Genomic DNA, 19,492 nt, shown 5'->3' on the forward strand with positions numbered 1-19,492 from the left:
GCCCCTGGGTCCCGGCTTTCGCCGGGATGACGAGGGGGGCAGCAATCTCACCCCGCCAGCAGCGTCTCCAACTGCTGCGCATAGCCCGCCAGCCGCGCCTTCAGCGCCTCCAGCTTGGCCCGCTCATCGGCGCGCAGCTTGGCGACACCCTTGTCCGCTACCGCCTCGATCCCCGCCGACAAGCTCTCCTCCAGCTTGGGCAAACCGGCGATGAACTTCTTTGCTGTAACATTTCTCACGGGTGCTTTGGCCGTCGCCGGATCACCGGCCCGTTGCAGCTTGGCGCGGTATTCCCGTGCCTCCCGCGCCGTCAGTTCGCCCTTCTTGACCTTGAGCCATAGGCTCAATTGGTCAACCTCCTCCATGCGCGCCAGTTCCAGCAGCACGGCCTTGGGCACGTCATTGTGTGATGTCACACAGTCGGTGCGGATGGTCGCATGCAGGCGCAGCAGGGTCAGGGTGGTGTTCACCTCCGTCCGCGACCGGCCCAGCAGGTCGCCCACCGCTTCCTGATTATATTCATGCGTCTCGATCAGGCGGCGGATGCCCTCCGCCTCTTCCACGGGCGACAAATCCACGCGCTGCAAATTCTCGATCAGGGCGATCTGATCGGTATTGGCGTCGGTGGGCAGGATATGGGCCATGATCTTGGTCAGGCCCGCCATCCCCGCTGCACGCCAGCGCCGCTCCCCCGCCACCAGCATGAAGCGTTTCGGCTCCGTCGGGTGGGCCTGTACCAGGATGGGGGATAATTGTCCCACCTCGCGCAGGGAGAAGCTGAGTGCTTGCAGCTCCTCCTCATCGAAATGCCGGCGCGGTTGATTGGGATTTGGCTCAATGTCGGTCAGGCGCAGCAGCACCGTATCGCGCAAGCCCTCCGCCGTCCCAAAGATCAAATCCGCACCGGGGCGCTCCAGGCTCTCCCCGATGGACTTCGCCACCACGGCCGGTTGCTGACCGGCCGGCTTGCGCCAGTTCTTAACCATTGACGATCTCCTGCGCCAGGGTGCGGTAAACCCCGATCGGGTGGCTCTTGGGCAGCATCTTCAGCGGGACGGCTCCGGCATAGGTGGCCTGGTCGATCTCGGTCGATCGCGGCACCGGCTGGAAGATGCGGGCCTTGTCGCCAAGGCTTTCCTGCAGGTCCGACAGCACCTGCTGCTCCACCGCGAAATTGCGGTTGAACATGGTCGGCAGCACGCCCAGCACCTTCAGGCTGGGATTCTGCCGCCGCTGGATCTTCGACACTGTGTCAAAAATCAAGGGGATGCCGCGTACGTCATACCGGCTGGCCTTGGTCGGGATCAGCAGATAATCGGCGGCAATCAGGGCGGTGACGGTGATCAGGGCCAGTTCGGGCGGGCAGTCGATGACGATATAATCATAATCGCGCAGTACCTCCGACAGCTTCTCGCGCAGCACATAGCGCCCGTCATCGGGATCCAGCAGGATCTTGATCTGCGCCTCGGCCAGCGCGATGGTACAGGGCAGCATGTCATAGCCGTCGCATTTCACGATGGCCTCATGAATGCCCGTCTGCCCGAACAGCACATCCTCAAGCCCGCCCTTGCGGTCCTGCACCTCCAGCGGGTCAAGGCCCGATCCCTCGGTGGCCGTGGCCTGTTGGTCGGCATCGACGATCAGCACCTTCTTGCCCAACTCACCCAGCGCATAGCCCAGGTTCAGGGTCGTGGTGGTCTTGCCCACCCCACCTTTCTGGTTGGCGACGGCGATGATGCAGGCCGTACGCTGGCTGGCGGCGGCCAGGAACTCTGCGACCCGCACCGGCAGCCGTTCGGCACCGGATTCCCAGCGGCTGATCGTGGCATTGTCATACTTTCGGCCCAGCTTTGCATTCACCCAGGCGGCAAAGGCGGCCTGGCTTTCACCACGGCTTTCACGAAATTGGCGCAGTTCATCGGGGGTCATGGCACCGGTCCGGGGAGGGGTATTTGAGTCTTTGAGAATTGTCTCAAATCCGCTCCCGCGTCAATCACCGAACATAGCTACGACAGGAATTCCGTCATTATGCCGGCCTGCTTGACCCCCCTGTGTGACGTCACACAACGCCCTTACTGTGCCAAATCGCACGGGCACACCATCCTGATCCGGGCCGTTGTGTGACGTCACACAGGTTCGGCTGTCCCACCCCCATTGCCCGCTCCGTTCCTGTCGTTTGGCCCCGAAACTTCAACCGTTTCGGCTGCCCCCACCTGCCATGCTGAAACGAACGAACAGCACCCTTGGGGGAGAGCATCATGGACATGCGGACCAGCATCAATTCTGACACCATCGCCGTTGAAAAGCGCTGGTGTGCGCAGAATTACAAGCCGCTGCCGGTGGTGATCGCCCGGGCGGAGGGCGTGTGGATGTGGGATGCCGACGGCAAGCGCTATCTGGACATGATGGCCGCCTACTCCGCCGTCAATACCGGCCACAGCCATCCCCGCATCCTGTCGGCCCTGACCGAGCAGGCGGGCAAGGTCGCCGTCATTTCCCGCGCCTTCTATTCTGACAAGCTGGGTTCGTTCCTGGAGCGGCTGTGCCGCCTGACGGGCCTCGACGGCGCTTGCCCCATGAATACGGGGGCAGAGGCGGTGGAGACGGCGATCAAGGCCGCCCGCCGCTGGGCCTACCGCGTCAAGGGTGTGGCCGCTGATCAGGCCGAGATTCTGGTGGCCGATGGCAATTTTCATGGCCGCACGACGACCATCGTCGGCTTCTCCTCTGAACCCGCCTATCGCGACGGCTTTGGCCCCTTCGCCCCCGGCTTCCGCATCGTTCCGTTTGGCGATGCCGACGCGATGGAGGCAGCCATCACCCCCAACACTGCCGCCATCCTGGTGGAGCCGATCCAGGGTGAAGCCGGGATCATTGTGCCGCCCGATGGTTATCTGCGTCGTCTGCGCGAAATCTGCGACCGTCATAATGTCCTGCTGATCCTGGATGAGATTCAGTCCGGCCTGGGCCGCACCGGTCATTGGTTCGCGCATCAGCATGAAGGCATCCGCCCCGACGGCCTGTGCCTGGGCAAGGCGTTGGGTGGCGGCGTCATGCCCGTTTCCGCCTTTGTGGCCCGCCGTGATGTCATCGACATGTTCGGCCCCGGCAGCCACGGCTCCACCTTTGGCGGCAGCCCGCTGGCCGCCGCGGTCGGTCTGGCAGCACTGGACACCATCGCCGATGAAGGTCTGGTGGAGCGCTCGGCGGAACTGGGTGCCCACATGATCGCCCGCCTGCGCGGCATCGACAGCAAGGCCATCACCGCCGTGCGCGGTCGTGGCCTGTGGGTGGGGGTGGAGATCGACCCCGCCATCGCCACCGCCCGTCATGTCTGCGAGCTGCTGATGGAACAGGGGGTACTGTCCAAGGAAACGCACGACACCACCATCCGTTTCGCCCCGCCGCTGGTCATTTCCCGTCCCGAACTGGACTGGGCCATCGACCGCTTCGCCGCCGTGCTGTCGCGCCTGACGGCCTGAATCTTTCCCATAAGAACAACAAACAAGCGGAGTGACTAATGAGCGGCTGGTACGGTTTCATCGGGGTGCCTACGGACGTTGGCAATGTCGCCTGTGGTGCGGCAGAGGGGCCGGCGGCCCTGCGCGCCATCGGCCTGCCGCGCCGCATGGGCATGGTGGACCGGGGCGATGTCCAGGGTCCCGCCTATGATGGCACCCGCGATGAAACGGGCAGCCGCTCGGTGCGCGAAACCGCCGCCTGGTGCACGGCGGTGCGCAATGCTGTCGCCGGCGTCTTTGCCGATGGCGGCCTGCCCGTCATGATGGGCGGCGACCATGCCATGGCGCTGGGTTCCGTGGCCGCCGCCGCCGAGCATGCGCGCCGTCAGGGCAAGAATTTCTTCGTCCTGTGGTTCGATGCGCATCCCGATTTCAACACGCCGGAAACCTCGCCGTCCGGCAATACCCACGGCTATCCGGCGGCGCTCGCCTGTGGCATTGGTCACCCCGCCCTGCTGCGCGTCGGTGCCTTCACGCCGCTGCTGCGCCCCGACCGTCTGGTGCAGTTCGGCATCCGCGACATTGATGAGGGGGAGCGGGCGAACCTGCGCCGGTCGGGGATCGAGTTTCACGAGATGCCGGCGGTGCGCGAACGCGGCCTCGCCGCCTTGGTTGCCCACACGATCAGCCGGATACAGGCGGCGGGCGGCGGCCATGTCCATGTCAGCTTCGATATCGACGCGCTGGACCCGTCGGTCGCCCCCGGCGTCGGCACGCCCGTACCTGATGGGCTGACCCTGGAAGAGGCCGTGGAGTCCCTGCGCCTGCTGGGACAGTCCGGCTTGGTTCAGTCGCTGGATATTGTCGAGTATGCCGCAACCCAGGATCAGGGCAACCGCACGGCCCATGTCGTGGAACATCTGCTGGCCGGCCTGATGGCGGGCCGACAGGGGCAGACCGCCCTGGTGGCGTGATTGACGTTCCCTCAGACGCCGGGCGCCGCCATCCGGCGGCTTGGCTCGACAAGGCACGGGCCGCGTGGCGGCGGTCGCCGCCATACCACCGGTCAGGAATCTTGACCGGTGGTATGTGCCCTTTCAATGGGCTACCCTTGCCACCCCGCCACCAACCGGACCCGCCATGCGCCGCCGCCTTGATCAGATCGACTTGCGCATCCTGACAGAGCTGCAGGCCGATGGCCGCATCACCAATCAGGCCCTGTCCGAACGGGTGGGCCTGTCGGCGCGGCCCTGTCTGGAACGGGTGCGGCGGCTGGAACGTGAAGGGCTGATCACCGGCTATCGCGCCGTGCTGGATGTCCGCCGGCTGCAAAGCTGCATCACGGTCCTGGCCCAGATCGCGCTGGAGCATCATGGCCGCCACGGGCGGCAATTGTTCGAACGCCGGCTGGCCAACACGCCCGAAGTGGTGGAATGTTTCGAGGTCAGTGGCGAGTTCGATTACATCGCCAAGCTGATCTGCCCCGATATCGACGCCTATCAGGAACTGACCCAGGGCTGGATCGACGATACCGAGCTGGGCGTCAGCCGCGTCACCTCCAACATCGTCCTGCGCCCCGTGCGGGACCAGGCCCCGACGCCCCTGTTCGGTGCCGATCAGGACGGCTGAAGTATTACCATTGATAATCAAAATCAATAGCGGCCTCTCTGCCGATATATCCTAATGAACAGCATGAAATTCTCATGCCACCTCGTATCTTCGGCACCGGTGATGCCCATCCGTGGCAATCTTATCCGGTATCCAGAAGAAAAAAGGTCGGCAGGATGGTTACGCGGTTTGCGGCTTTGGCGTTAGTGGCGGCTCTGTCTTCCGCCCCGGCCTGGGCGGATGTCGAAGGCTCGGTCAGCCTCACCAGCGACTACATCGACAAGGGCCTATCCCAATCCGATGGCAATGCCGCGTTTCAGGGCGGCCTGACCTGGACGCACGAAACGGGCCTGTTCCTGGCCATGGACGGCTCCACCGTCGATTTTAACGACAGCACCGACGCCGAATTGAACCTGATTGGCGGCTATCAATGGCAATGGGAGCAGTGGGCCGTCGTGGCCGGCATCAGCCGCACCCATTATGCCGGCGCGCCCAAGGGCGCTGGTATGGACCTCTGGGAATTCGCACTGGCCGGCTCTCTCGACCTCGAAACCCATCAATGGGAAGCCGAAATGGTCTACAGCCCCGATGATGGCGGGGCCGGCGACGCGCTCTACCACCGCATCGCTGTCACCATCCCCTTTGCCGAGCGCTTCGCTGTCTCCCCCCATCTCGGCCACCAATGGTATGACCGCAAGGATTTGGGCGGCCCCAACTTCTGGGAATGGGGCGCTGAACTCTCCTACGCCCTGGCCCCCGCCACCATCGGCATCGCCTATACCGACACCAGCCTGAAGAATGAACCCGGCTGCAAGTGCGGCGGCCGCGTGGCGGCGTTTGTGACGGTGAGTTTCCCGTAAGGGGAGGGTAGGGGCTGATCCCCCACGCCCTGCACCGTACCCTCGTCATCCCCCTCTTTCTTCGTCATCCCGGCGAAAGCCGGGACCCAGGGGCCACAGGCACACCCTCACCGCCACCCCCATTGCCGCACCCCACCCGGTTGTGAAAAGATAACCATCTTCCACACCGGGACCCTGCCCATGTCAAATATGCCCACCGACCTGCCCGAGAATGACCGCGCCCTGGTTGAGGCGGCGGTGGCGGGGCGTGGCTGGTCGCTTCTGCTGCTGCCTCTGCTGCTGCTGGCGCTGTTTGCAGCACCTGCGGTACGTGCCTGTTCTACCTATTACGAACCAGGGCAAACGCCGAGGACGCCTTATGCAGAGGTGGCTGCGGCACCTATTGTCGTGGAGGCACGGGTGATCCGGCCATTGGCGGATGACTATGTTGAGTTCGCCGTGAAGCGTGTGCTGCGCGGAACGGCGGAACGACGCATCCGGGTTTCTGGACGCTATTTTTCCGATCTGCGGACCTACGGCGGCTGGTTGGGCGAATGTTTTCACGACGTCTATCAGGCGGGTGCCACCTACCTGCTGCTGGTGTCACCCGATGACAAGGGGGGCTACAGCCCCAATGCCTCGCCTTTGCAGTTTGCACCGGGTCACGCGTCCCTCCGCCGGGCCTGGGTAGAGTGGCGGCAGAAATTGTGCGGATCGAGGATGAACTGCCGCCGGATCAGCGAATGGCTGCCATCCGTGCCGCTCTGGCACGGGTTCAGCACCCCAAGGCCAGCGAGACGGAGAAGTTCAAGGCAGCACGTCTGTCGGAACAGTTGGATACGATACAGGCGACACAGCCGACAAGCCATCTGATCTGGCTGCATGGGGAGTTGGAGGCGGGCCGCATCCCCGCCGACCTGCGTTGGAATCCGTGGGTGGAGGATTGGACAGTCACCAGCAGCGATGGCACGGTGACGGGTCCCCATGTCTATACCGCGCCGGAATTCCGTGTTGCCGTACTTTGGGCGCTGTCGCGGCCTGGGCATCCGGATGCCGCTGAGTTCTTCGCGGGTCTGGCGGCACGAAATGATGACCCCGCTGGCCTATTCTTCGCCATCATCCACATGGCGTGGGATGACCGACGGGCCGACGCTGCGCGGCTTTTGTCCACACGGATCATGACCGTTTCAATCGCAGAGGTGCATAAATACATACGCATGGTTGAAAAATCTATGTCCGGTTACACTGATCGTGATGGGAAGCCGGCATGGCACCGCGACCCCGATTTGCGTGCCATCTGGCCCGATCTGGCTTGGCGTATCATGGATTATTTGGGACAGGATTCCAGAGGCCGGATTTTCGAGGATATCGCTCCCTACCTGATGGTTCCCGATCCGATAGCCGAACCGGATAAAGCCCTTTGGCTGACCTATGTGACCACAGACCATCCGCTGCTTGCGTGGGCCGAGAAACAACTTCGCGACCCTGCTAACCGCGTGGAATGGGATCGGCAATATGAGGGGTGGGAACAGGACGAACCGCAGCTAGCCTTGCAGCTGTTGGTGGGCGAACGCAGTGGCGAAGCTGTGTTGACGGAGCTGTTCTGCCGCGATGGCAAATCCCGTATGGGGGTGATCCAAGCCTTCCGCAAACAATTGACACATATGGGAGACCGCCTTTTTGCCCGCATGCTGGTCACTCCCGGCCTGTCAGAGGAGCAGCGCGACGGCTTGTTGTTGGCAGCTGCAGCTGCTGCAAGCCGCTTTCCCTACAGCGAGCGTGACTTTCTTCCCATCCTGAAGGGTGGCAAACCAATAGCGGAACCACTTTCCTGTCCGATGCGGAAAGACGACTAAGAAAACAGCTATGGCCATGTTGCTCCACCGAACCTGCCGAGAAGGAACACCGTGTTGATCCGCACTTTGCGAACACGTGCTCTGTGCAGTCTGCTGTTATCAATGCTCCTCCTCCTGGCCGCACCCCCGGCCTGGGCGTTGTCCCTTCCGTCCCCTCCGCCCGGTGGCTGCGGTGGATATGCGGACATGGCGCGTAGTGCAGCATTCGATATGGTGGCCCGAGCCGACGCCATCATTGTGGCGGAGGCGACGTCTCTGGCCCCACGGCGGGGGCCGGAGCCTTACCAATACCCGCCCTTCGCGACCTTTCGCCGGCTTTCGGCGCTGAAAGGGGTGGGGCCGGAACAGGCTGATCTTGCGCTGGGCTTTTTCAGCGGCGGGCCACTGGGGGCTGATCAGGTCAATCCCTGCTTACTCTTCATGCCACAGCGGGGGCAGCGCTACGTTTTGTTCCTTGCGCGACAGGCGGACGGTTCCTGGACAATCCTGCCGGCGGCAGGTGGGGACGTGGCAGCCCCTTATGGTGGTGCCAAGTCACGCTGGGTCCACCTGATCCGCGATTATGTGGCGATGCAGAAGGCGGGGCCAGAGACCGCGTTACGCGCGTTGGAAGCCGACTTGCGGTCCCGGCTCCGTCCTGATGCGGACCCGGATGCGCAATGGCGCGCCCATCATGCGCTGGATTATCTGACGGGTGCCTGGCCTTCCATGCCGACCGCGCATCTTACCGCCATGGTCACACGGTCCGAACGAGGAGAACCGCCGGCCTGGGGCGGTCGTATTGACAATGGGATGGGGCGTTACCTGACCTGGTCGGGGGCTGACCAACGTCCCTGGCTGGAACTGCTTGCTGGTGTAATCGATGGGGCCGGGCAGTCGCTGGAAGGCAAGGATAGCCGCCGCGCCGACTATGCCCTGTTGGCACTGGTCACCGGGCACCATCCTGATGCTGTAGCTTTTTTCCAGGCACGGCTGAACCATCACCGTGACCTGCGAAGCCTGATCTGGGCCATACGCCATCTCGCCTTGCTGGGTCGCCGGGCGGAGGCACTGGACCTGCTGGAACGGGATTTCGAACTCCTGATCTTCACGGACAATCCATGGCATTATAGTGACGACCTGGAGGGCTTCATTCGGGCCATGCAGGGCCGTGTCGGCCCCGATGAGCAGAGTGAGGCCTGGCTACAGGACCCCGCCGTCGCCACCCGCTGGCCGAAACTGGCCTTGGTCCTGGGAAGGGAGGTCAGAGGTTTCGGTGATCGGCTTTTGGAAGATATATTCGGTCGCCACAGCCGGTATGTCCCCAATGATCAGGAAATGGCAGCCGCCCTGGCGACCACCAGCAACCGGGGTGTGCGTGATTGGGCGCACGCACAGGCAGCTGCCTTGATTCCGCAATTACCGGAACCGATTCCGATGGGCTGGCCACCACCAATGACGGGCGCACAGCGATTGGCGCCCATCCTGTTGGCGATGAACGAATGGCCCCGCATGCGGCCTGTGGTAGAGCAGATTTGGTGCGGCGATCCTGGCGCGCGGAAGATGTTTATCTTCTATGCCGGCAGGAACGCCCGGGACCCATTCATTCTGGCCGACCTGTTGGCAAGCACAGACCCCGCTGACACCATCCAGCGCGCCCAGATGCAGCAGGCTCTGATCCGCTTCTACGCCCGCGAAGATGGCAGTACGCCAACGTCTCCGTTCGGTCCGGTTGATCCCTCCCTACCTGATCTCACCGATGCAAGGCTGATCCGGGATGCCATGGCGGGTGGTCAGGGACCAGGGCGCCCCTTTTTTTGTGCTGTACCGAGCGTAGCGAAGCCATAACGTTCTACGGCCCGCCCACCCGCCGCAACCGTATCTCCGCATCATCCAGGCCCGACAGCACCAGCAGCCCTGCCTCGTCCAGCGTGTGGCGCTGGATGGAGCGGAGTGCTGTCAGGAAGGCCTGTTCGCGCACCATCACGTCGCGCGGGCAGGCCATCATGGTGCTGGCGGCGGAACGGCTGGCGATGGTGATGCCGTTGGCGTCGGCGCGGAACCGGGCCACGAAGCGGTTGCATCCCGCCTGTCCCGTCACCTCACCCGCTGCCGTGAAGCGCATGCTGGGCGCATTGTCGGTCGGCAATTCCTTGCCGTTGAGCGATACCGCCTGCCATTCGCCCTGGGCCAGGAACGCCGCCGCCGACCCGCCGCAGCCCTGCAGGGTCTGGCCTTCCACCTCTACCTGCACCCGGTCGGGCAGGGGGGTGCCGGTGCGGTTATCCAGGCAGGTGCCGGGATTGATGGTCACCCTCAAGTCGCCGTCGCCCAGCCGGCCTTCATAACGATAGCCATCGGCCAGCAATTGCCGCTCGGGCAAGGAAATCCGCGCGATCTGCGACGTTCCTGTGCCAAATCTCACGAGGTCCAGGCGGTCTGCGCCGATGCGCAGGGTCCAGCTGGGGCTGTATCCGCGCGCCTCATACTGGCCCGGTGCGCTGGTGTCGGTGAAATCGGCCTGGGCACAGGCGATCTCCGTCTCAGGCCCCAGCGACAGGCGGGCATTGCGCCCCTTGCTCCAGAATTCGATCTCCCGCCCGTCCGGTATCTCTCCGGTATAGCGCGCACCCGAGGCCGACAGCGCCCGGTCCAGACGGTGGGTCTGACCGTCGACGGTCAGGTCCAGGCCGCCTTCATCATACAGTGCCACCACCTCCCGTTCCCCGCACTGGAACGGCACGCCCGGCGGGCGTGGGGCCGCGTCTGCGCCCGATGCGGGGGCGGGTGGTGCCGGAGGAACGGGCGGCGGTGCGGCGGCGCGGCTCAGCCACAGGGTGCCCAGATCATGCAGGCCCGTGCCGGGATCGATGACATGCGCGCTCTGGATGGACCAGAGGGGGCGACCGGCGGCATCCTGGATGATGGCGCGCACGGCATAACGTTCGCCGGCCTTCAGCTTGGCCGCCACCGCCGTCAGGCGGAAGCGCAGGGGCACCTGCTGTCCCGCCAGGTCAATGCTCTGCCGGGCCAGGACGGGGGCGGCGGGATCGGCGGCCATGCCCGGCTCGGCCAGGGTGACCAGCAAGGTGGCACCGGGCGGCAGGGCGATCCGCTCGCGATAGGACAGCTCACCGATGATGGTGACCAGGGGGCGGGCGGTCGATGAACTGGACGGGACGGGCGCTGCCAGGGCAGGGGGCAGGGCGGCGGGCAGGATCAGGCACGCCCCCGCCACCATGGTCACCATGCCTTTACGCATCTGCCGCCGCATACGCCGTCCTGTTCTTGTCTGATCCGGGCGCCGATGATGCCGCCATGGCCGCGCGCATGCCAGTTTGAAATGCGGGCGGCCCCCTGAATTCCGCCCCGGCTGCCCCCATTGCGGGCCGATTTTTCTTCCTCAAGCGCCGGCGCGGCATCCGCCGCTTGGCTTCCCGCCGCACGTGCGGCGCGGCAGCGGTCGCCGCCGGCGCTGTTTCCGGTCAGCCGAAAACAGCTCGTACAGTGCGCCCCATCACCCCCCAACGACAATGGCGCAGGTGAATACGTATGCGTCGCAACGCAGCAAACTTATGCATACGTATTTTCGCGCTCACCGTTTTCGGGGTTTATAACTAAATTCGAAATGCGACATGGCCGGAACAATTGGGACCTTACGGGCCCCTTTGTCGGTGCCGACGGGAGGAAAAGGTGCCTGCATAAGAAAAAGGCACCCGAATTCTTTGCCAGCCGAATAATCAAGGGCGGCCCTGCGGCATTCAATAAAGATCAAGGCCTGTTGCGGGTGAAGTTAGTCGTCGCGTCCGCTTGTCAGGGTTGTTGCGTGTTCGGACAGGGTCCCGGCATTCCCGCCGCGTAAAGTGGCGGGTCATGGGAGCCGTGTGTCCAGGTCCGGACGAAAGTCGCTCGCGGTCAGGAACTGCGCCCCGAACGGGGTCAACAAAGAACAATGGCGTCGGTGACGCTTAGTCGATGGGGAGTGAGAGGAATGTCCAAGGTTCATCCAATGCGTTTCGCGTTGCTGGCGACGGTTGCCGGCACTGCCATGCTGACGGCCGGCGCCGCGTTCGCCGCCGATGACAGCATCGTGACCCAGCGCAGCGAGACCCAGGTGGCGCAGGCCGCCCCGGCCGCCGCCGCTCCCGCTGCCGGCGACGGCTTGCTGGAAGAGATCATCGTCTCCGGCTTCCGCCAGTCGCTTCAGGCGTCGATTGAGCAGAAGCGCAACGCCACGCAGATCGTGGAAGTGATCACCGCCGAGGATATCGGCAAGCTGCCCGATAACTCCATTGCGGAATCGATCGCCCGTCTGCCCGGTCTGGCGGCCCAGCGTATCGATGGCCGTGCGCAGTCGATCAGCCTGCGCGGTCTGGGCCCCGACTTCACCACCACGCTGCTGAATGGCCGCGAACAGGTGACGACCGGCAATAACCGCTCGGTGGAATTCGACCAGTATCCGGCCGAAATCTCCTCGGGCGTCGCCGTCTACAAGACCTCGCAGTCCAACGTCATCGGCCAGGGTCTGGCCGGTACGGTCGATCTGAAGACGATCCGCCCGCTTGATTACAAGGATCGGGTGCTGTCCGTCTCGGCCCGTACCGAGTATGTGACCAATGGCAAGCTGAACAGCGACAGCGACGAGTACGGCTATCGCTTCTCCGGTACCTATATCGACCGCTTCGCCAATGACACGATGGGTATCTCGCTCGGCGTGTCGCACCTGATGCAGCCGACGCAGATCAAGTCGGCCCGTTTCTGGGGCGATGGCAATTATCCGGGCAGCGGCACCCAGGCGGAGCCCTGGATCATCGGCGGTGGCGAGTTCCGTGCCAATTCCCAGACGCTGAAGCGTACGGGCGTCGTCGCCACCTGGCAGTGGGAAGCGTCTGACAATTTCACCAGCACCGCCGACTTCTACTATTCGAAGTTCGATGATGTGCAGTATCAGCGCGGTGTAGAACTGCCGCTGTTCTGGTCCGCCGCCACGCTGGCCACCGCCGGTCGCACCCAGGAAGACGGCCTGATCACCGCCGGTTCCTTCTCGGGCGTCAAGGGCGTGGGCCGTTCTGACATCCGCACCACCAAGGCCGACCTGTACTCCGCCGGCTGGAACGGCGTCTATACCAAGGACGCCTGGACGGTCACCGGTGATGTCGGCTACAGCTCTGCTGATCGTAAATCCTCACGCTTTGAAGCCTATTTCGGCACGGGTCGTGGTGCCGCCGGGGCCGGTGCGACCGACACGGTCGGCTTCACCTCCGCCCCGAATGATTTCGGCTGGCAGCTGACCAAGCGTCTGAACTATGCCGATCCGAACCTGATGCTGTTGACCGATCCGGGTGGGTGGTCCGGCGGTTCCATCGGTACCCTGGATCAGAACGGCTATCTGAACACGCCCACCATCGATGACGAGCTGTGGTCGGCCCGTCTGGATGTGAAGCGCGAGATCGAAAGCAACGCCTTCTCCGCCATCACCGCCGGCGTCAATTACACCGACCGTCAAAAGAACTACACGCAGCCGGAATGGTACGTGGTCACCACGGTCAACGTGCAGAACCCGACGGCGCAGCGTTCCATTGCGGTTCCGGCCTCTTCTGTGCTAAAGCCGACGGACCTGTCCTGGATTGGTCTGGGTGATACGCTGGCCTTCGACCCGCGTGACCTGCTGGCCAACGGCACCTACTCTCTGGTCAAGTGCCCGCGCAACAACTGCGTGAACGATCTGGCCTATCAGATCAACGAGAAGGTCTGGACCGGCTTTGCCAAGGTCGATCTGGATGCCATGCTGGGTCAGGTCAAGCTGACCGGTAATGTCGGCGCGCAGTATGTCCACACCGACCAGTCCTCGACCGGTCCGGCCATCGCCAGCAACGGCACCTTCCGTATCCGCACCGAGGGCGCGAAGTATTATAACTTCCTGCCCAGCGCCAACCTGATCTTCACGATGCCGAACGAGGATCACAAGATCCGCCTGGCGGCTTCGCGTCAGATGGCCCGCGCCCGTCCGGATCAGCTGTCGGCCCTGTCGACCTTCAGCTTCAACCCGGCCTTCGCTAACAACACTTCCATCGACTTCTCGCCGTGGAGCGCTGGCGGTGACGGCAACGGTAATCCCAAGCTGAAGCCCTGGGTGGCGGACGCTGTTGATGCGACGTACGAGTTCTACTTCGCCGATGCCGGTTACTTCGCCCTGAACACCTATTACAAGTGGCTGAAGACCTACATCTACAACGAACGCCAGATCATGGACTTCACCGGCTTTGACAGTGGCACTGTCACGCCGCGTCTGTTCCAGGGCTACTCCAACCTGCCGGCCAACGGCAATGGCGGCGACATTTACGGCTTCGAGCTGGCATTGTCCCTGCCGTTCGAGATCATCAGCGAGCGTCTGGATGGCTTCGGTCTGACCAGCAGCTTCGGCTACACCAAGACCTCGATCCAGCCGAACCCGAACGATCCGGTTCAGCCGATCCCAGGCTTCTCCAAGTATACCTCGCAGGCGACCTTCTACTACGACAAGGACGGTTTCCAGGCCCGTATCTCGGCCAACCACCGCTCCAAGTTCCTGGCGGAAGTCACCGGCTTCGGTCAGTCCCGCGCCCTGCGCATGGGCAAGGGCGAGACCATTTACGACGCCCAGGTGTCGTATGAGTTCCAGGAAGGCTCCAGCCTTGAGGGTCTGACCCTCATGGTCCAGGGCTACAACCTGTCCAACGAGCCCTTCATCGCCTATGGCCGTGGCGACACGCGTCTGGTGGAGCGCTTCGAGGATTACGGTTCGCGCTACCTGCTGGGTGCTTCCTACAAGTTCTGATCCTGTCTCCCTCTGCCCCCGCCGGTTCCTGCCGGCGGGGGTTTTTTCTATCGGGAACGGTATCGACTCTTTCCATAAGCAAACCTTGATAATCGCGCGGCCAGAACGAGTTTCCTTCCAAATCTGGAGGAATCCCCATGCACTGTCCTGAATGCGAGAAGATCAAGGCGCTGGTCCATGCCGACAACCGGTTGCTGCTGGCCCCGCCTACATCCCATACCCGTTCCAAGCTGCTGGACATCGCGACCCGCCGCCGCCTACGGCTGGTGGATACTGAGGACCCGGCTTGCCTGGATATCCGCCTCACACGCGGCGATATGGATGCCTTCCTGACGGACGTCAATGGCAGCCTGTCACAGGAGGAGACGGATCATTGCCGTGCCCTGCTGCTGGACGGGGACAAGGCGCCGGCCTTGTCCGACTATATGTCCACGCGCACGCTGCGCTGGCTCATCGCGGCGGTGAAGGGGCAATGGCTGGTGGGCATGCTGGAACAGGACCGGTTATTCTCCATGCTGCAGCCCATCTGCCGTCCCGATGGCACGGCCTTTGGGTATGAGGCGCTGCTGCGCGGGCGGGAGGGGAATGGCGACATCGTTTCGGCGGGGTCGCTGCTGTCGGTGGCGATGGAGACGCAGTTGCTGTTCACGCTGGACCTTGCTGCCCGGCGTGAAGCGATCAAGGCCTTTGCGACAAAGCGTGCACCAGGGGCCAAACTGTTCGTGAATTTCAACCCGTCCAGTATCTATGATCCGGCCTATTGCCTGCGCACCACCCACACTTTCGTGCGCGACATGGGCCTGACGCCGTCGGACATCGTGTTCGAGGTGACGGAAACGACCGAGGTGAAGGATCAGGCCCATTTGCGCGGCATCCTGGCTTTCTACCGGCAATCGGGGTTCCGCGTGGCGCTGGATGACATCGGGGCCGGCTTTTCAGGCCTGAACATGCTGCAGGAGTTGCGGCCGGATTATGTGAAGATCGACATGGCCCTGATCCGGGGCATCGACCAGGACCATTACAAGCAGAGCATCGTGCGCCATCTGATCGGCATCGCCGCCGATACCGGGGCGCGCATCGTGGCGGAAGGGATCGAGACGGAGGCGGAACGCGCCTGGGTCGCGGCGGCGGGGGTGGATTTCCTGCAGGGCTACCTGCTGGGCCGTCCCGCACCGGTGTAAAGCGCGTTTGGTTTGGCCCGCCCGTCCTTTCCCCTTACCCTGAGATTCTCATGGCATTCGGGCAGACCAACATGCACAAACCCATTCGCAGCATCGTGATCGTCGGTGGCGGTACGGCCGGCTGGATGTCGGCGGCGGCCCTGGCCCGTGTGGCGGGCAAGACCCACAAGCTGCATCTGGTGGAATCGGAAGAGATCGGCACCGTCGGGGTGGGGGAGGCGACGATCCCGCCGATCGCCACCTTCAACCGCGTGCTGGGCATCGACGAGGATGAGTTCCTGCGCGCCACCAACGGTACCATCAAGTTGGGCATTGAGTTCAAGGACTGGTACCGGCAGGGCCATCGCTATATGCACGCCTTCGGGGCGCTGGGCCGCCCCCTGGGCATGACCCATTTCCACCATGTCTGGCGCCGCGCCAACGCGCTGGGGCTGGATGGGGATTGGGAACAATATGTCTACAACACGGTTGCCGCCCGCGCCCTGCGCTATGCCCGACCAGGGCCGCAGCGGCGCACGCCGCTGGAACCGCTGACCCACGCCTTCCATTTCGATGCCGGCCTTTATGCCGCCTTCCTGCGCCGCTTCGCCACCGAACGCGGTGTGGTGCGGACCGAGGGCAAGATCCGCCGCACCATCCTGAACGCCTTCAACGGCCATGTGGAGGCGGTGGAGATGGAGGATGGCACAAAGATCGAAGGCGACCTGTTCATCGATTGCTCCGGCTTCCGGGGCCTGCTGATCGAGCAGGCGCTGGGCACCGGGTTTGAGGACTGGTCCCACTGGCTGCCCTGTGACCGCGCCTGGGCGGTGCCCTGCGCCAATGGCGGCGAATTCACCCCCTATACACGCTCCACGGCCCATCCCGCCGGCTGGCAATGGCGCATTCCATTGCAGCACCGCATCGGCAACGGCCATGTCTTTGCCAGCCGCTATATGGGCGAGGAACAGGCCCGCGACATTCTGATGGCCAATCTGGATGGCACGCCCCAGGCTGAACCCCGCCTGCTGCGCTTTACGGCAGGTCGTCGCAAGAAGATGTGGAACCGCAATGTTGTGGCCGTAGGCCTGTCCAGCGGCTTCCTGGAGCCACTGGAAAGCACCTCCATTCATCTGGTGCAATCGGCCATCACCCGCATTCTGATGGCCCTGCCCAATGACGGGATCGACGCGGTGGAGGTGGATGATTTCAACGCCAAGGCCCAGGCGGAGTATGAGCGCATACGCGACTTCATCATCCTGCACTACAAGGCGACCGAACGCGACGACAGTCCCTTCTGGCGCGATTGCCGCGCCATGGAGATCCCGGAGGAGCTGGAGCGGCGGATGCGGGTCTTCGCCTCCCATGGCCGCGTGTCCCGCGTCTTTGATGAACTGTTCCTGGATGTCAGTTGGATTCAGGTGTTCCTGGGCCAGGGCGTGATCCCGCGCAGTTGGCATCCGCTGGCTGACCAGTTGAGCGAGACGGAACTGAAGGAATTCCTGGCCGAGATCAAGGCGATGATTGCGCATGAAATGGCGGCTCTGCCGACCCATGCCGATTTCATCGCCCGCCAATGTGCCGCCCGCCCTTCCTGACCCGCCCATCCTCCCAAACCCGGTGGTTCCCATCCGCCGGGCCGGCCCGGTCGCGTTGACCGGGTTCTTGCTCCCTCAAGGGAAACTGCGGCCGGCGGGGCGCCCCGCCGGCCGGACTTTTCGGGGGGGAGTGATTGAACTGCTCCCTCTTCGTCATCCCGGCGAAAGCCGGGACCCAGTGTCGTGGCGCGGTTAGCGCCGATATGACTCTCTATCGCGGCAGACGCCGCTCAATGCTGGGCCGCGGCTTCCGCCGGGGTGACGAATTAGGGGCGCCACCCCACCTACCCCAACCACCAAACCGAAAGGATCCGCCATGTCCCGCCTGCTGACGACCGCCGCCACCCTGCTGGCCCTGGCCGCCCCTGCGCTGGCTGAAAGCCCGGCCCCCTATCGGGATCGGCCCTTCGCCGATGACGTGGTCTATTTCGTGGTCACCGACCGCATGGCCAATGGTGATGCGTCCAACGACAAGGGCGGGCTGACCGGCGGGCCGGAACAAACGGGCTATGACCCCACCGATATCGGCATGTTCCATGGCGGGGATTTTCAGGGGCTGGCGCAGAAGCTGGACTATATCCAGGGGCTGGGCGTCACGGCCATCTGGGTCACCCCGCCCGTCGTGAATAAGGTGGTGCACAAATATGATGGCGGCCTGTCGGCGGGCTATCACGGCTATTGGGGTCTGGATTTCCTGAATGTCGACCCGCATCTGGGCGGGAACGCGGCCTTCAAGGCTTTTGTCGACGCGGCGCACGCCCGCAATATCAAGGTCATCATGGATATCGTGGTGAACCATACGGGCGACGTGATCCAGTATCGTGAATGCGACGGCAGCAGCATGTCAAAGCCCTGCCCCTACCGGTCCAAGGGCGACTACCCCACCACGCGGCGCGCATCAGACGGTGCCGCCATCAACACGGGTTTCAAGGGTGATGGGGCGGCGCATCAGACGGTGCCCAACTACGCCACGCTCACCGACATCAACTACGCTTACACGCCCTATGTCCCGGCGGCGGAAGCCGGTGTGAAAAACCCCGCCTGGATGAATGATCCCCGCCATTACCATAATCGCGGCGACAGTAACTTCAGCGGGGAGGACAGTATTTTCGGCGATTTCTCCCGCCTGGACGATCTCTACACCGAACAGCCCGCCGTCGTGGACGGGTTGATTGAGATTTACAAGCACTGGATCCGCGAGTACGGCATCGACGGCTATCGCCTCGACACCGCCAAACATGTGAACCCGGAATTCTGGCACCGTTTCGTGCCGGAGATCACGGCCTTCGCCAAAGCGCAGGGCATTCCCAACTTCATCATTTTCGGTGAAGTGGCCAATGAAAAGCCGGCCGACCTCGCCGCCTATACCGGCATCCTGGGCCTGCCCTCGGTGCTGGATTTCGGCGTGGCCGTGGCCGCGCGGGACACGCTGGGCATGGGCGCCGATCTCGATCTCTGGGACGGGCTGTTCCGCGCGGACCGGCTCTACCCCAAAGGTGACGAGACCGCCCACCAACTGGCCACCTTCATCTCCAACCATGATCAGGGCCGTCTGGCCTTCAAGATCCGCAAGGCCAATCCCAAGATGAAGGCGGAAGAGCTGCAGGCCCGTGTGGTGCTGGGCCACGCGCTGATGTTCTTCTCCCGTGGTGTGCCGACCCTCTATTACGGTGATGAACAGGGTTTCGTGGGCCTGGGCGATGACAAGGCCTCGCGCCAGCCGATGTTCGCCAGCCCGTCGAAGCAGTTCAATACCGAGGAACGGTTGGGCACCATCGGCCCCCGCACCGGCGACGCCTTCCAGCCCGGCCACAGCCTCTATCGCGCGTTTGCCAGCATGGCCACCATCCGCCAGGCCCATCCCGGCCTGCGCCAGGGCCGCACTGTGATGCGCTATTTCGAACGCAAGGGTCCGGGCCTGCTGGCCTTCTCCCGCATCGATGACGCGCGCGGCGAACAATTCCTCATCGTCGCCAACACCGACACCAAACCCCGCTCCCTGACACTGGACACCGAAGGGCCGGGCACCACCTGGACCTCCCTGCACGGCACCTGCGCGGCAGGGCAGGGGACGGCCTACAGCGTCACGGTTCCTGCGCTGGATTACATCGTGTGCCGGAAGGGGTGAGGGGACATTGGATAGTCTATATTTACAAAATGTATGTACGATGTTA

The 19,492-nt window shown here is 63.6% G+C and carries 14 protein-coding genes; 11 read left to right on the forward strand and 3 right to left on the reverse strand.

Going from position 1 to position 19,492, the window contains the following annotated elements; translation table 11 throughout:
* Nucleotides 1-47 precede the first annotated feature (47 nt).
* Nucleotides 48-986: a ParB/RepB/Spo0J family partition protein gene (locus C0V82_RS21685; RefSeq protein WP_102114549.1), complete on the reverse strand. Its 939-nt coding sequence runs from the start codon at nucleotides 984-986 to the stop codon at nucleotides 48-50.
* Nucleotides 979-1,929 carry an AAA family ATPase gene (locus C0V82_RS21690; RefSeq protein ID WP_102114550.1) on the reverse strand — a complete coding sequence of 317 codons (951 nt, stop codon included), beginning with the start codon at nucleotides 1,927-1,929 and terminating at the stop codon, nucleotides 979-981. Before C0V82_RS21690 ends, C0V82_RS21685 begins: the two co-directional genes overlap by 8 nt.
* Nucleotides 1,930-2,258: 329 nt before the next feature.
* On the opposite strand from C0V82_RS21690, the gene rocD reads away from it, so the two are divergent.
* From rocD to C0V82_RS21720, 7 genes are all read left to right on the forward strand, one after another.
* The gene (rocD, locus tag C0V82_RS21695) at nucleotides 2,259-3,482 is read left to right on the forward strand and encodes an ornithine--oxo-acid transaminase (protein ID WP_102114551.1); all 1,224 of its coding nucleotides are present in this window, start codon (nucleotides 2,259-2,261) and stop codon (nucleotides 3,480-3,482) included.
* Nucleotides 3,483-3,520: 38 nt separating this feature from the next.
* Nucleotides 3,521-4,435, forward strand: a complete 915-nt coding sequence (locus C0V82_RS21700; protein WP_102114552.1) for an arginase — start codon at nucleotides 3,521-3,523, stop codon at nucleotides 4,433-4,435.
* A 166-nt stretch (nucleotides 4,436-4,601) separates the two neighbouring features.
* Nucleotides 4,602-5,090 carry an Lrp/AsnC family transcriptional regulator gene (locus tag C0V82_RS21705; RefSeq protein ID WP_102114553.1) on the forward strand — a complete coding sequence of 163 codons (489 nt, stop codon included), beginning with the start codon at nucleotides 4,602-4,604 and terminating at the stop codon, nucleotides 5,088-5,090.
* 155 nt (nucleotides 5,091-5,245) lie between these two features.
* Nucleotides 5,246-5,929: a TorF family putative porin gene (locus C0V82_RS21710; RefSeq protein ID WP_158660126.1), complete on the forward strand. Its 684-nt coding sequence runs from the start codon at nucleotides 5,246-5,248 to the stop codon at nucleotides 5,927-5,929.
* Between the two features lie 180 nt (nucleotides 5,930-6,109).
* On the forward strand, nucleotides 6,110-6,781 hold the full coding sequence (locus C0V82_RS27115; protein WP_158660127.1) for a hypothetical protein: 672 nt from the start codon (nucleotides 6,110-6,112) through the stop codon (nucleotides 6,779-6,781).
* A complete protein-coding gene (locus C0V82_RS21715; protein ID WP_158660128.1) occupies nucleotides 6,742-7,764 on the forward strand; it encodes a hypothetical protein in 1,023 nt (340 codons plus the stop codon). Before C0V82_RS27115 ends, C0V82_RS21715 begins: the two co-directional genes overlap by 40 nt.
* Nucleotides 7,765-7,950: 186 nt before the next feature.
* Nucleotides 7,951-9,591 carry a hypothetical protein gene (locus tag C0V82_RS21720; protein WP_158660129.1) on the forward strand — a complete coding sequence of 547 codons (1,641 nt, stop codon included), beginning with the start codon at nucleotides 7,951-7,953 and terminating at the stop codon, nucleotides 9,589-9,591.
* Nucleotides 9,592-9,595: 4 nt separating this feature from the next.
* On the opposite strand, the gene C0V82_RS21725 is transcribed toward C0V82_RS21720, so the two are convergent.
* Nucleotides 9,596-11,017, reverse strand: coding sequence for an META domain-containing protein (locus C0V82_RS21725; protein ID WP_102114557.1), 1,422 nt, complete (start codon nucleotides 11,015-11,017; stop codon nucleotides 9,596-9,598).
* 717 nt (nucleotides 11,018-11,734) lie between these two features.
* Here C0V82_RS21725 and C0V82_RS21730 point away from each other — a divergent pair.
* The 4 genes from C0V82_RS21730 to C0V82_RS21745 all read left to right on the forward strand — a co-directional run bounded on the left by C0V82_RS21730 (nucleotide 11,735) and on the right by C0V82_RS21745 (nucleotide 19,446).
* Nucleotides 11,735-14,560 (forward strand): TonB-dependent receptor, encoded by a 2,826-nt coding sequence (locus tag C0V82_RS21730; RefSeq protein WP_158660130.1) that lies wholly within the window; start codon nucleotides 11,735-11,737, stop codon nucleotides 14,558-14,560.
* A gap of 137 nt (nucleotides 14,561-14,697) precedes the next feature.
* A complete protein-coding gene (locus tag C0V82_RS21735) occupies nucleotides 14,698-15,741 on the forward strand; it encodes an EAL domain-containing protein (RefSeq protein WP_102114559.1) in 1,044 nt (347 codons plus the stop codon).
* 71 nt (nucleotides 15,742-15,812) lie between these two features.
* Nucleotides 15,813-17,318, forward strand: coding sequence for a tryptophan halogenase family protein (locus tag C0V82_RS21740; protein ID WP_102115137.1), 1,506 nt, complete (start codon nucleotides 15,813-15,815; stop codon nucleotides 17,316-17,318).
* A 316-nt stretch (nucleotides 17,319-17,634) separates the two neighbouring features.
* Complete coding sequence (locus C0V82_RS21745) at nucleotides 17,635-19,446, forward strand: alpha-amylase family glycosyl hydrolase (RefSeq protein WP_102114560.1); 1,812 nt, start codon at nucleotides 17,635-17,637, stop codon at nucleotides 19,444-19,446.
* Nucleotides 19,447-19,492 lie beyond the last annotated feature (46 nt).

It is taken from the genome of Niveispirillum cyanobacteriorum, from assembly GCF_002868735.1.
GTDB lineage: Bacteria > Pseudomonadota > Alphaproteobacteria > Azospirillales > Azospirillaceae > Niveispirillum > Niveispirillum cyanobacteriorum.

Coding starts and splice junctions, on each gene's coding strand:
- C0V82_RS21685 (WP_102114549.1), bottom strand. CDS start 986: ATGGTTAAGAACTGGCGCAAGCCGGCCGGTCAGCAACCGGCCGTGGTG.
- C0V82_RS21690 (WP_102114550.1), bottom strand. CDS start 1,929: ATGACCCCCGATGAACTGCGCCAATTTCGTGAAAGCCGTGGTGAAAGC.
- rocD (WP_102114551.1), top strand. CDS start 2,259: ATGGACATGCGGACCAGCATCAATTCTGACACCATCGCCGTTGAAAAG.
- C0V82_RS21700 (WP_102114552.1), top strand. CDS start 3,521: ATGAGCGGCTGGTACGGTTTCATCGGGGTGCCTACGGACGTTGGCAAT.
- C0V82_RS21705 (WP_102114553.1), top strand. CDS start 4,602: ATGCGCCGCCGCCTTGATCAGATCGACTTGCGCATCCTGACAGAGCTG.
- C0V82_RS21710 (WP_158660126.1), top strand. CDS start 5,246: ATGGTTACGCGGTTTGCGGCTTTGGCGTTAGTGGCGGCTCTGTCTTCC.
- C0V82_RS27115 (WP_158660127.1), top strand. CDS start 6,110: ATGTCAAATATGCCCACCGACCTGCCCGAGAATGACCGCGCCCTGGTT.
- C0V82_RS21720 (WP_158660129.1), top strand. CDS start 7,951: ATGGCGCGTAGTGCAGCATTCGATATGGTGGCCCGAGCCGACGCCATC.
- C0V82_RS21725 (WP_102114557.1), bottom strand. CDS start 11,017: ATGCGGCGGCAGATGCGTAAAGGCATGGTGACCATGGTGGCGGGGGCG.
- C0V82_RS21730 (WP_158660130.1), top strand. CDS start 11,735: ATGTCCAAGGTTCATCCAATGCGTTTCGCGTTGCTGGCGACGGTTGCC.
- C0V82_RS21735 (WP_102114559.1), top strand. CDS start 14,698: ATGCACTGTCCTGAATGCGAGAAGATCAAGGCGCTGGTCCATGCCGAC.
- C0V82_RS21740 (WP_102115137.1), top strand. CDS start 15,813: ATGCACAAACCCATTCGCAGCATCGTGATCGTCGGTGGCGGTACGGCC.
- C0V82_RS21745 (WP_102114560.1), top strand. CDS start 17,635: ATGTCCCGCCTGCTGACGACCGCCGCCACCCTGCTGGCCCTGGCCGCC.